Raw genomic sequence first — 11,843 nt, forward strand, 5'->3', positions numbered from 1 at the left:
TACGGGGTCACCTGACCAATGCTTAAACGCGAACACCTTGCCAGCGCGCAGATCGCTGACGGCGAATTGCTCGAACTCTACACCCATGCGGGCCACTTCATGATCGTGATGGGCCGCAACGAGCTGATGAGCACGCGGATGGCTTTTTCCGAAGAGCAGCTGGCCGAGCTGACCATCGAGCGGCTGGGCAAGCCCGATGCCCGCATTCTGATCGGCGGCTATGGCATGGGCTTTACCTACCGCGCCGCGCGCGCCCGGCTGGCGGATAGCGCCGAGATCGTCATCGCCGAGATTTCCGATGCAATCATCGCATGGGCCACGGGGCCGATGGCGCAGCTCACTGGCGATAGCCTGTCCGACCCGCGCCTTGACCTGCGCATCTGTGATGTCGCCGCGCTGATCGATGATGCCAATGATGGCACGTCAGCAAAGTTCGACGCGATCCTGCTTGATGTCGACAACGGGCCCGATGGTCTGGTGCGCGATGCCAACAACCGGATCTACTCGCGCACCGGCCTTGCCAAGGCGCGCGATGCGCTGAAGCCGGGGGGCATTCTGGCGGTGTGGTCAGCCGGGCCGGATCCGGCCTTTCGCAAGCGGCTGCATGATACTGGCCTCGACATCGTCGAATGGAAAGTCCGCTCACGCCCGAACAACAAGGGCGCGCATCATATCATCTGGTTTGCGCAGAAGGTCTGAACCCCCGCAAAGGCCCTAGGCAGCGCAGGCGATTTCGGGATTGATCGGCCGTTTGGCCCGGCAAGCCTCCTGAATTTCCAACCGATTGCGCCCAAGCCGTTTGGCGCGATAAAGTGCTTTATCGGCCAGCATCAACGCCTGTTCGGTTGGGCGGCCCTGCAACAATTCCACAGCCCCGATGCTGACCGTGACATTATGCGATATCTGCAACCGGGCCAGTTCCTGGCGCGTCTGGTGGGCGATGGCCTCCCGCAACGATTCGAGTTCGCGCTGCCAGTCCGGCGCGGTTAGGAAGACCGCAAACTCCTCGCCGCCAATCCGCATCGCTTTGCCCGGCGCGCAGGCAAGACAGCGAGCGATCGATTGCAGCACGATATCGCCGGTCGCATGGCCAAACTGGTCATTGATCAGCTTGAAGTGATCGCAATCGACAATCGCCAACGCGGTGTAGCTTTGGTGCGGGATCTTGCGCAGATCATCCTCAAACACCCGGCGATTGGCAATTCCGGTGAGCGCATCAATCTCGCTGGCATTGCGGGCTGCAACCGCTTCGGCCATCGCGGCGTCGCGTTCGCGCAAGGTGGCGCGGAAACGCACCGCAAGAAGCCCTGAAATACAGACCAGTTCGAACGCGAAGCCGATCAGGATGCTTTCGGCATAATTCTGCATTGATCCCAGCGCGAACCCCTCCATCAGCGCGGCGATCGCGCCAACGCTGAGCAAGGGGGCAAGGGCAATCGCACTCCAGATAGCTTCGCGGTAACCGCGCGCGATGCCAACCGTCAGGGCAATCCCGATGGTCACAATAACGCCAAGCATGACAAGGCCATAGATGAACGTGGCATCAGTATTGAACAGGAACCAGAGCGCGCTTGCCGACGTCATCAGACCAATCGGGAAAACGCATCTGATGGCCCGCCGCAGAAGGCCCGACAGGCGCGGGGCGAGCAGATGGCCAAGACCCAGCCCGATCGTGGCAACCACCAGACCTTCGGCTGCGATACGGCAGGCGATGTGCCACGGCGCGATTGCATCGGCGGCAGGCGAAACCGGCGGAAATGTCAGCGCAAGCGCCCCAACCGCCAGCGCATGGAGCGCAAAATAGGCATAGAGCCGATCACGCGTCGCCAGCGCAAATCCAGCCCCGCCAAGGCCGAACAAGGCTGTTGAGGCGTAATAGCCTCCTGCAACCATATCCGACATCTCGACCATCTGACCGGGTTCTCCCAAAGCATGGTGAACCTAGGGCAAATTCATTGCGCAACCCTAAATGGGGCGGGGCGAAGGTGGCGGCCCAGCAACAAGGGCGCGCATCACATCATCCGGTCTAGTCAGAAATCGTAGATCAGCGTCACCCGGCTCAGCGTATCGGTCTTGACCGCGCCCGGCGGCGGGGCGGTGTCGTGTTCCACCGTATAGGACAGGCGCACCGACATCTTGCCCGAAAGCTTCGCCACCACACCGGTGTCGGAAATGAAGGTGCTGCTGCCCGATTGCACCAGTGCGCTGGCATCCTGGGTCAGCGATATGGTCTCTGCCAGCCTCCAGTCGAAATCGGCTGCGGCGAGGCCTGCAAAGCTGCTGCTGCTGGTGCCGCCGACCAGTTCGGTGCGCCGCCATGCCGGGCCGGCCTTGACCGACAGGGTCATCCTGTCGCCGGTCAGCACGTCATAACCCAGACCGCCCGAAGCCGAATAGCGCGCCGCGAAGCCCTGGAATGCATCGCGCTCATACTGCGCGAGGCCATAGGCATAGAGGCGCTCTGACAGCTTGTAGTTGGGTTCGTAGGCGGCGAGATATTGCTCGCGCGTGACCACGCCTTCGGTTTCCTGATAATCGGCGCGGCCCGACAGCTTGTGCCGCCAGTTGATGCCTTCGCGCACCAGCCCCAGCCCGGCGGTGATGCCCACGTTGTCAGCATTCCCGGTTGATTGGAACGCGCCGAGTTCGCCCTGCCCGGTCCAGTTGCCGAACAGTCCCGCCGTGCGGATCGCCTCCTGCTGGGCGGCGGATTCGGCTTCGGTAAGCGCGGCGAGGGTGACGGCGTAATTGGATTCGATCGCATCAAGTTCGGCGGCATCAGCCGGGTTGGTGGTGCGGGCGAGGTCGATGACCGTGCGCACCTTTTCCTCGTCGCCGGTGGCGATCGCCGCATTGATCATCGCGCGAACGGGTTCGGGCAGGGCGGCGAGGGCCGGTGCCGGGATCGCGATGCCCAGCCCAAGCGCGAGTGCGCCCACAGCCAAAGCGGATGGTTTCATGTGATTTCCCCCTAGTTTGCCTGTGCCGGAATGGTGGCAGGCGCGCGGTTTCGAAACCCCTGTCGACCGGTTTCTGGTCAGCCTCAGCCACCAGTCGGCCCAGCGCGATCAGGGCTTTCCTACAGGGGTCGCCAAAGGGCAGACTTCCGCAATGTCACCGCTCAAACTGGCACGGCCCAGACTGTCACCGCCCAACCTTGTGCTGCGCAAGCTTGTATTGCCCGAATCCCTTTCGGCGCAGGGGCGGTTTGACCGGGCGGAAATTCTGCCCCTGAACAGTGTCTCATGTGTCTCCAACACGGCGCGGCCGCAGGCGCACGCCGGGTGTCGTTCCGGCGTGCGCCTGTGGCACCGATTCGCGCGTGTTCTAGCGGACTCTGGGCCCGCCGAAAGGCAGCGGCGGCGGCGGACGGCGCACCCCGCGCGGCAGCTGCGCCTGATAGGCGCGCCCGCAATGTTCCACGCAATAGGGGAAGCCCGGGTTTACCGGCTGGCCGCAGAAGTGGAAATCAGGCTCGCCCGGATGGCCCATCGGCCAGCGACAGACCTTTTCCGACAGATCGAGCAGGGTGGTCTTGCCCGCGATTTCGGGGCTGGGCTTGGCCGGTACAAGGCGGCGCGGCGGGGCGGGCGGGATCGGCGCCTGCTGGTCGCCGGGGCCCTGCCGCAGAAAGCCACCGGGGCCGACCGATACGATTTTGGGCAGATCGGACGCGGGGTTGGGCATCGGCTGCGAGGGCGAGGCGGGCGAAGCGCCGGCCGAATCATCGCTGCGGGCAGGCGCGGCAGCCGGACGGGCCGCTGCGGCCCGCTCGGGCGTGCGTCCGGCAGTCTCGGCCCGAGGCTCCGCAGCGGGGCGCGGCGCGGCCGCCGCCGGCTTCCTGGGCGCGGCGGGTTTTTTCTTGTCATTGGCCTTGACCGGGGAGGGGCGTGCCTTCAGCCCCAGCCTATGCGCCTTGCCGATCACGGCATTGCGGCTGACCCCGCCCAGTTCGGTCGCGATCTCGCTGGCGGTGGAGCCGCCTTCCCACATTTTCCTGAGCGTCCCGATGCGCTCGTCCGTCCAGCTCATAAACCCTACCTGTTCCTGTGTCCGGCGCCTTGGCCGTGGCCCTGATGCCGGGCCATGCTTGTCACGGAAGCCCCGGCGGCCTAGGCGATTGCACCATGGCCGATACTGCTTCAGCGAACCCGAATGGCAACGCCGCCCCCGTGACGGAAAACATCACTCATGACAAGGCCGGCGGGAGCACCCGGTTTGCCCAGCGCGGTGTTCCGGTGATTACCGGGATCAATCGCGTGGGCTTGTACTCCCTCTATATGAAGGAGGTGCGCCGGTTTCTCAAGGTGCAGACGCAGACGATCTGGGCACCGGCCTTCACGACGCTGCTGTTTCTGGTGATCTTCACCGTGGCGCTGGGACGCGGCGGGCGCGAGGTGCTGGGCGTGCCCTTCGCCAGCTTCGTTGCGCCGGGGCTGATCGTGATGGGAATGATGCAGAACGCCTTTGCCAATTCCAGTTTCTCGCTGTTGTCGGGCAAGATGCAGGGGACGATCATCGACCTGTTGATGCCGCCGCTGTCGCCGGGCGAGTTGATGACCGGTATTCTGGCGGCGGCGATCACTCGCGCGGTTGCGGTGGGCTGCACTGTGGCGCTGGCGATGGCGCTGTGGCCGGGGGTGTCGCTTGGGATTGCGCATGTCTGGGCGGTGGTGTGGTTCGGTCTGATGGGCGCGCTGATGCTGGCGGTGCTGGGGCTGGCGACCTCGGTCTGGGCCGAGAAGTTCGATCACAATGCGGCGATCACCAATTTCGTGATCGCCCCGCTGTCGCTGCTGTCGGGGACGTTCTATGTGATCGAGAACCTCGACCCGGCGTTCCAGTGGGTGAGCCGCGCCAATCCGTTCTTCTATGTGATTTCGGGCTTTCGCTACGGGTTTCTGGGCGAAAGCGACATCGGCGATGCGGCCGCGGTGTGGGGCGCGGCAGGCGGGCTGCTGGCGCTCAATCTGGTGCTGGCGGTGGGCGTTTATGCGCTGCTGCGCTCGGGCTGGAAGCTGAAAAGCTGATCCCGGCGGCGCGCCCGAGCCTTTGCGAGGATTGGCAGGCCGGATGGTGTGTTGCCCGCACCGGCCCAGAGGGCCGCAAGCGCGACTGCGCGCTCGAGCCTTTGCGAGGATTGGCAAGCCGGAGGGCTTGCCACAAAAATCAGTGAGTCAACGCGCGCCGCATCCGGTAACGTCCGTCACGGAAGCTGTCGAACAGCTGGCGCACCGTTGGGTGATCGATCGGCCCGCCGTCCGGATCGGCCAGAAGGTTGCCCTGGCTGACATAGGCGACGTAGGAGGAATCGTCATTTTCCGCGAGCAGGTGGTAGAACGGTTGATCGCGCTGCGGGCGGATATCCTCGGGGATCGACTGATACCATTCCTCGCTGTTGGCGAAGACCGGATCGATATCGAACACAACCCCGCGGAAGTCGAACATGCGGTGCCGCACCACATCGCCGATTCCGAAGCGGGCGCGGGTCTGGCGCGGAGCGATGATGGTGCGTCCGGCCTGGCTTGAGAAGAACTCTGCACGTTCCATAGGGAGACAATATGGACTTTTGCAAAAGCAAAACAAGCACCGCTTTTGTGCGGCTGCGAGATATGCCCCAATTTTGTGAAGCTTCGGGACTTGGCAAGGGGCGGGCCTTGGGCTAACGCGCGCGCTTCCTGTCGCCTGCCGCCTGACCATGCGGCGCGCCGATGCGCGACAGGCCTCGCGGAGAGGTGGCAGAGTGGTCGAATGCGCCGCACTCGAAATGCGGTTTGCCGGCAACGGTAACGTGGGTTCGAATCCCACCCTCTCCGCCATACCTTCAACGACAACAACTCTTTAAGGGGGGATCTGGTTCGCTACCCGCCTTTGCACCCATCTTACGGTTGACGCTTGGGGTGCGCCGAATAGAGCCCCCAACCTCATCGAGTTTCTGACCAGCAACACCCCCACCCCGGGGCACCCCCGTTTCTTTCAGATGGGACCCACGCATACTCTATGTATACGATTGTGCGCGTTTGATCGAGTGGGCTTGGAGTTTAGGCTTAGAAAAACCGATCGAACCTCAAAAGCGCATCGCAGCCACCATGCCGGAAGCACCTGATGGTTGAGCGGTTGAAGTCGCAGATTAACCCAGCAGCGAGGCCATAGCGGAAATTACGGAAAACAAATCTCAATCCAGCGCATCTGAGCTTCGCTGACCAACCACAATTGATTCAACCGGTTGCCTCCAGCACCAGCGATTTTAACGGGCCAAATTACTAACGCATCATTAATAAATAAGGTATAATTAGTTAAAATCGCCAAATTGAATTCAGTTCGAATACTTATTGCCTGTAGGTTGATCCGTGGATAGCCGCATCCCCTTTCATCATAGGGGTAGGCTTTGTGCGATTTTCTCATCTGAAATACAGCTGTTCGGTCATTGCGGCGTGCGCCGCGTCGACTGCATTTGCCGAACCGGCCGTTTTCTTCAACGACGATAGGGATGCAGGCCGCACAACCTTCCGCAACACAGTGCAGGCTGCCGACGCCAATGCCGGTCAGACATCGGTGATCTATGAGATCGATATTCTGAACACCACTGGCAGCATCTTTCAAGTCACCAACCCAACCAATAGCGACATTGTTTTTGTCAGGACGACCCGGGTTGGCGCCCCGGCCCTAAATAACGGCACCGGTGATCTGGGTGGGGATGGTTTTACGAACTGGGGCAACAGCTACAGCCCCGATACTTTTGCCGCGGCTGCTGCCCTTGGTTATAATATTGAATTCTTTTCAGACGCCAGCCTGACCAACCCCTTTCAGATGAATTCATTGGGTTTGCACGTCAATAATTGGGGAACTTGCTGCGCAACTAACAACGCCACACCCTCGGGTGGAACGTCGAACGCATCGGAAATTTACCTGATTTTCGATAACACTGCACCGCTCTTGCTGGGCGGAATTGCGAGCACTATCCCTGGGACTGAGCACTTTATCGGTGCAATCAATGACACCAACTTTTTCAGCCGGGTTAATGTTGTTGCGAACGGGGATGGCGAATTCTTCGGCGCTGGCGGTTTCCTCACGTTTACAAGCGTCGCCTTGAACAGTGTGCCCAGCGGATCTTCGGTGGTTTCGGGTACTGGTCTGACCCCATCCGTGCCCGTCATTCCCGACATTGACACAGCTGCGCCAGCTTACACGGTCGTCCAGCTGGCTGCTTCGCAGGTCAACCCTAACTTTGTTGGTGGAACGTTACGCATTGGAACTTCTGGCACTGTAAGCAACGCCTTTACAGTGCAGTCGCAGGGCGGGACAATCGATACTGACGGCAACACCATCAATTTGTCGGGTTCCTTTTCTGGCGTTGGCCGGATGACCAAGGGTGGGGCAGGTGTCCTTAACCTGACGGCAAGCAGCTCTCATTCGGGTGGCTTTTTTATTCAAAACGGGGCCCTGGGCGTCTCCAACATTGCTCAGATCGGTACCGGTTCGCTTGAAATTGGGGCTGGCACCTTGCTCGCCAATGGGGATTTCGCGGCGAACCGTGATCTTGCCTTGTCAAGCGCATCCAGCACAATTGATGTTCAGGCCAACAGTGTGGTCTGGAGTGGCATTGTTAGTGGTACCGGCAATCTCAACGTGACTGGTTCAGGCGTTCTGGTTCTGGGCGGGATCAACACCTATTCTGGCGAGACCGTCGTAAACCCGGGCGGTTCAATCTCGCTCGCTTCTGCTGATGCTTTGGGAGCGACATCGCTGATTAGACTGATCGGCGATCCCATCGGCACCGTGAATGGCCGGGCTGCCAGTCTTATTTTTACAGGATCGACGACCGTTGGTGCCAATATCGTTGCGGATGGCGATCCGATCATTGATGTTGCAACTGGCGAAATCGTAACCCTCGCTGGAGATATATCTGACGGGGTGAACCCGGGTGACATCGTAAAGGTCGGTGCAGGTCGGCTCATTTTGACGGGCGCCAACACCTACACTGGCGGGACGATTGTCTCGGCCGGGGAGCTCATCGGCAACACGACCTCGCTGCAGGGAGCGATTGCTAACAACGCGGCGGTCGAGTTCGCCCAGGCGACAGGCGGCACCTATGCCGGAGTGATGAGCGGCAGCGGCACGCTCACCAAGACGGGAGCTGGTGCCCTTACCCTGACGGGTGCTAACACCTACGCTGGCGGGACGACGATCAGCGGCGGCGTTCTGCAGCTGGGCGGTGGCGCCGCGAGCGGTTCGATCACCGGTCCTGTGGTGAACAATGGTGCCCTGGCCGTAAATCGTAGCGATACCTACACCTTTGCAGGTGTCATAAGCGGGACAGGCATCTTCGTGCAGGACGGCACGGGCACCACCACGCTGACCGCTGCGAACACCTATACCGGCGGTACGCTGATCAGCCGCGGACGACTCGTGGGTAACACGACCTCGCTGCAGGGCGCGATCCAGAACAACTCCGTGATCGAGTTCGCGCAAGCCACTACCGGCACTTTTGCCGATCAGATCTCCGGAACGGGGCGGTTTGACAAGACCGGAGCCGGTATGTTGACCCTCACCGCCAATAGCGCCAGCTTCACCGGTGACACGTTCGTCCAAGCCGGCGAGCTTCGCGTCAATGGGAACCTGTCGCGTTCAGTCACCTCGGTCGAATCCGGCGCGCGTCTGTCGGGCACGGGTGTGATCGGTGGGCTGGTCGCCAACAGCGGCAGCGTGATTTCGCCGGGTAACAGCCCTGGTGTTCTCAATGTCGATGGCGCGGTCAACCTGCAGTCAGGCAGCACGGTCGAGTTCGAGGTTAGCGCCACCGGCCCGATCGACCAGATCCTTGCCACGGGCGCGGCTGAGGTTGACGGAACGGCAGCAATCACGAACCTCGGCGGGATCTATGCCTTCAATAGCGAATATCTGCTGCTCGAGGCGGACGGCGGCCGGACGGGCACATTTGCCGACGCGACAGGCCTCGCCGGGTTCGGGATTCTCTACCGACCCGAACTGGTCTACACTGACACGCAGGTGCGTCTGCGCATGGCGCCAAACTTGCTTGCCAATATCGTCGGTTCGACTGTTCTCACCTCGAACCAGCGTTCAGTGGTCAATCTGATCGATGGAGCAGTGACCGCGGGTTACAACCCGCAGCCGCTGTTCAACATTTATTCCTTGCCAGTCGCGCAGATGCCCGGCGCCTTCGACCAGCTTTCGGGCGAGGTCTATGCGACCGCGGCCGGTGTCGGGATCGAGCAGGAGCGTTTAGTCCGCGACGCAGTGCTCGGACGGCTCGGCAGCGTGGCGATGGCCGCGCGCGACGAAACGGAAGCGGGCTCGGGTGTGGGCGTCTGGGGCCAACTTTTTGGCGGCTGGGGCAACGGTGACAGCGACAGGAATGCCGCGGCCTTCGAAACCGATCGTATGGGCATGGTCACCGGCATTGATGTAGGCAAGGCTACCGAAAACAGCAGTTGGCGCGCAGGCATCTTCGGCATGCAGGTGCAGAGCGATGTTACCATTGACCGTCTCGGCTCGACCGCGGAGGTCGAACAGGCTGGCGGAGGCGTCTATGCGTCACTCCAGACTGGTCGGGTGGGGATTGCGATTGGCGGCTATCTTACAGAAATCGATCTGCGCGCTTTCCGCGATATCAGGCTGCCGGGTTTTGCCGAAACCAATGTCGGTACTACCGAAGGCAAAGCCAAGCAGGCTTTCGCTGAGTTATCTTACACCATCCCATCGGGCAGCGCGATTGTCCGTCCGTTCCTCGCCGGGTCAATCGGCAGTTTCAAACTTGATGGTATGACTGAGACGGGCGGTGAGGCAAACCTTACCATGCTTGAGCAGGATTACTCCACCGCTACGCTCACTGGCGGGATCGACGCGATGGTCCCGATCGGCAAGAGTCTAAGCATCAATGGCGCGTTCGCAGGCAGAGCCCAGCTTGGTGATCGTGATCCGCAGGCGTTTCTCGCGCTTGCTGCCGCGCCCCAGCAGGCTTTTGCTATCAGCGGTGCGCAGCTTGATGAATTTGCGCTGGTCGCCCGGCTCGATGCCCGTTTCAGCCTTGACGATAAGCTGCAAGTGTCCGTTGGCTACACTGGCCTCAGTGGCATCACCCAGACCGACCATAGCGCACAGGCTACGATACAGGTCCGGTTTTGAGAATGACGCAATTGGCAGGGGCTTCGGCTCCTGCCAATTGTCTGACGCCATAACAGTTGGAATAGATCAGCTCAGCGTAAGCGGTATTTTCAAGCCACGTGAGCGTGCGGCAGGAGCTCGTCGACGCGCGATGCGGGGTGGCCATTGGCGAGGCTGGTGAGCGTAGCGGTCAGCCAGGTATGCGGGTTGATACCGTTGAGCTTGCAGTTCTCGATCAGCGTGGCGATCACCGCCCAGTTGTCGCCGCCCTCGTCGGAGCCTGCGAACAGGGCATTCTTGCGGTTCAGGGCAAGCGGCCGGATGGCGCGCTCGACGGCGTTGTTGTCGAGATCGATGCGGCCATCGTCGAGGAAGCGCGTCAGGCTATCCCGGCGCTTCAGGGCGTAGCTGATCGCTTCGCCGATCTGCTGCGCGCCATTGTTCTCGCGCTCAAGCCTGCGCCGACCTGGCCCGTGCGGCAGCGCCGCCGAAAGCCCGCGCCCATTTTGCTCACAGGTGACATGTTCGTAAACGATCATTGATGGTCAGAGATGCCGTCAGCAGTGCTAAACCGCAAGGTTGCGCCCGTGGTACGCCCCTTTATGGCGGGTTCAATCTCACAAACTTGCGGCAGCTGCCGACCAAAGCCGGTCGTTCACGTCCGCCAAAATGAACGTCTGATTTCGCCAAGAACTGCCAAACCGCTTTCGCGATCGCGCATCAGCCCCGATCGTGACCGATATTGGGCGGAAACCCGAATGTCGGTTACCCAATCGGCCGATGACACGGGCCGACTTGAAGAGCCGATGCCGCGCCTCGAAACGATGCCTTTCGACAAGGCGAACATTGAGACAGCCTGCCGGTTCGTTGCTGAAGTCTGCGGCCAGTCGCTCGTGACGGTGGCGCTTGACGTGGTGCGGCAGTAAAGGCCGATAGTCAGTGATGCGACCTTTTGGCGACAATTCCTGCCAACCAGCGACTTCGCCAAATCAGCGAACATGGTTTGCCCCCTGGCCCGTCGAGGGCTTGGGCACCCTCCATGACCCCGCATCGGGTCCCGACAGCGCGCCGTCGCAATAGCGTAATCTGTTGATTCGACCTTGAGACGAACAGCCACCCGACCCAGGGGGTGACCGTTACCGCTCGGGTTCAGCGAACCACATTGCCGGGCCGGCTGGCGATCAATTGTCGACGTCGTTCACCACCTCCTGCAAAAGCGCAATCAGTTTCGCCACTTCGGGTGCTCTTGGGCCGCGAACGCGCGTGGCGACGATCAGCGGGCGCGTCCACGGGGCCGCATCGACCGCGATCCGCACAAAGCGGCCTGACCGCAGTTCACGGTCGACCAGCATTTCAGGAAGGATGGTCAGATGCTGGCCGCCGTCCAGCACCCCGAGTGTGAACAGCACGGAAGTTGTCTCGATCTGCGCCCGGGGACGACGCACACCGGCTGCCTGTCCGTCGTCAGAACATTTGGCACAACTTGCGGCGTAGATTAGCGGAGTGCGGACCTCGTCTGGGGGTTGGTTTTAGGCGGCGAGCTTGCGGTGTTGCAAGCGCCGATGTTCGATGGTGTGTCGCTTGATCCTTTCACGCTGATTGAGGATGGAAGCCGCCCTGCCGAGGTAGGCGTCGGCGGGCGTCACGTTGGACAGCGCTTCGTGATAACGCTGGTGGTTGTAGTGCTCGACGAAGGGCTCGATCTGGGCCTCGAGGTC

General features: G+C 61.4%; 11 protein-coding genes, 1 tRNA gene and 1 pseudogene. 5 read left to right on the forward strand and 8 right to left on the reverse strand.

Annotated elements, in window-relative coordinates; translation table 11 throughout:
* Positions 1-18 precede the first annotated feature (18 nt).
* Positions 19-699 carry a polyamine aminopropyltransferase gene (locus tag BUA05_RS13870; protein ID WP_072675613.1) on the forward strand — a complete coding sequence of 227 codons (681 nt, stop codon included), beginning with the start codon at positions 19-21 and terminating at the stop codon, positions 697-699.
* A 15-nt stretch (positions 700-714) separates the two neighbouring features.
* Here BUA05_RS13870 and BUA05_RS13875 read toward each other — a convergent pair whose 3' ends face one another.
* From BUA05_RS13875 to BUA05_RS13885, 3 genes are all read right to left on the reverse strand, one after another.
* A complete protein-coding gene (locus tag BUA05_RS13875; RefSeq protein ID WP_072675614.1) occupies positions 715-1,911 on the reverse strand; it encodes a GGDEF domain-containing protein in 1,197 nt (398 codons plus the stop codon).
* Between the two features lie 119 nt (positions 1,912-2,030).
* The gene (locus BUA05_RS13880; RefSeq protein WP_072675615.1) at positions 2,031-2,960 is read right to left on the reverse strand and encodes a DUF481 domain-containing protein; all 930 of its coding nucleotides are present in this window, start codon (positions 2,958-2,960) and stop codon (positions 2,031-2,033) included.
* Between the two features lie 367 nt (positions 2,961-3,327).
* Positions 3,328-4,032, reverse strand: a complete 705-nt coding sequence (locus BUA05_RS13885; protein WP_072675616.1) for a GcrA family cell cycle regulator — start codon at positions 4,030-4,032, stop codon at positions 3,328-3,330.
* 95 nt (positions 4,033-4,127) lie between these two features.
* On the opposite strand from BUA05_RS13885, the gene BUA05_RS13890 reads away from it, so the two are divergent.
* Complete coding sequence (locus BUA05_RS13890) at positions 4,128-5,030, forward strand: ABC transporter permease (RefSeq protein ID WP_084662732.1); 903 nt, start codon at positions 4,128-4,130, stop codon at positions 5,028-5,030.
* A 139-nt stretch (positions 5,031-5,169) separates the two neighbouring features.
* Here the strand turns inward: BUA05_RS13890 and hspQ are convergent, their stop codons facing one another.
* Positions 5,170-5,550: a heat shock protein HspQ gene (gene hspQ / locus BUA05_RS13895; RefSeq protein ID WP_072675617.1), complete on the reverse strand. Its 381-nt coding sequence runs from the start codon at positions 5,548-5,550 to the stop codon at positions 5,170-5,172.
* Positions 5,551-5,729: 179 nt separating this feature from the next.
* Here hspQ and BUA05_RS13900 point away from each other — a divergent pair.
* Positions 5,730-5,819 (forward strand) — tRNA-Ser (locus tag BUA05_RS13900).
* Between the two features lie 340 nt (positions 5,820-6,159).
* On the opposite strand, the gene BUA05_RS14620 is transcribed toward BUA05_RS13900, so the two are convergent.
* Entirely contained in the window at positions 6,160-6,603 is a 444-nt protein-coding gene (locus tag BUA05_RS14620; protein WP_143150321.1) for a hypothetical protein, read from the reverse strand.
* Here BUA05_RS14620 and BUA05_RS13905 point away from each other — a divergent pair.
* Positions 6,556-10,146: an autotransporter-associated beta strand repeat-containing protein gene (locus tag BUA05_RS13905; protein WP_143150322.1), complete on the forward strand. Its 3,591-nt coding sequence runs from the start codon at positions 6,556-6,558 to the stop codon at positions 10,144-10,146. The genes BUA05_RS14620 and BUA05_RS13905 overlap by 48 nt on opposite strands.
* 89 nt (positions 10,147-10,235) lie before the next feature.
* Here the strand turns inward: BUA05_RS13905 and BUA05_RS13910 are convergent.
* Positions 10,236-10,565 (reverse strand): annotated as a pseudogene (locus tag BUA05_RS13910) (IS66 family transposase); the annotation flags it as partial.
* Positions 10,566-10,883: 318 nt separating this feature from the next.
* Here BUA05_RS13910 and BUA05_RS14825 point away from each other — a divergent pair.
* On the forward strand, positions 10,884-11,051 hold the full coding sequence (locus tag BUA05_RS14825) for a hypothetical protein (protein WP_158093688.1): 168 nt from the start codon (positions 10,884-10,886) through the stop codon (positions 11,049-11,051).
* Between the two features lie 255 nt (positions 11,052-11,306).
* Here the strand turns inward: BUA05_RS14825 and BUA05_RS13915 are convergent, their stop codons facing one another.
* Together BUA05_RS13915 and BUA05_RS13920 are read right to left on the reverse strand one after the other, a co-directional pair.
* Positions 11,307-11,621 carry a LysR substrate-binding domain-containing protein gene (locus BUA05_RS13915; protein WP_084662734.1) on the reverse strand — a complete coding sequence of 105 codons (315 nt, stop codon included), beginning with the start codon at positions 11,619-11,621 and terminating at the stop codon, positions 11,307-11,309.
* 33 nt (positions 11,622-11,654) lie between these two features.
* On the reverse strand, positions 11,655-11,843 hold a 189-nt coding region (locus BUA05_RS13920; RefSeq protein WP_084662736.1), incomplete at its 5' end, for an integrase core domain-containing protein.

It is taken from the genome of Erythrobacter sanguineus (assembly GCF_900143235.1).
Lineage (GTDB): Bacteria > Pseudomonadota > Alphaproteobacteria > Sphingomonadales > Sphingomonadaceae > Erythrobacter > Erythrobacter sanguineus.

Excerpts from the sequence above, each read along its gene's own strand:
- BUA05_RS13870 (WP_072675613.1), top strand. The coding sequence starts at position 19 with ATGCTTAAACGCGAACACCTTGCCAGCGCGCAGATCGCTGACGGCGAA.
- BUA05_RS13875 (WP_072675614.1), bottom strand. The coding sequence starts at position 1,911 with ATGGTCGAGATGTCGGATATGGTTGCAGGAGGCTATTACGCCTCAACA.
- BUA05_RS13880 (WP_072675615.1), bottom strand. The coding sequence starts at position 2,960 with ATGAAACCATCCGCTTTGGCTGTGGGCGCACTCGCGCTTGGGCTGGGC.
- BUA05_RS13885 (WP_072675616.1), bottom strand. The coding sequence starts at position 4,032 with ATGAGCTGGACGGACGAGCGCATCGGGACGCTCAGGAAAATGTGGGAA.
- BUA05_RS13890 (WP_084662732.1), top strand. The coding sequence starts at position 4,128 with ATGGCCGATACTGCTTCAGCGAACCCGAATGGCAACGCCGCCCCCGTG.
- hspQ (WP_072675617.1), bottom strand. The coding sequence starts at position 5,550 with ATGGAACGTGCAGAGTTCTTCTCAAGCCAGGCCGGACGCACCATCATC.
- BUA05_RS14825 (WP_158093688.1), top strand. The coding sequence starts at position 10,884 with ATGTCGGTTACCCAATCGGCCGATGACACGGGCCGACTTGAAGAGCCG.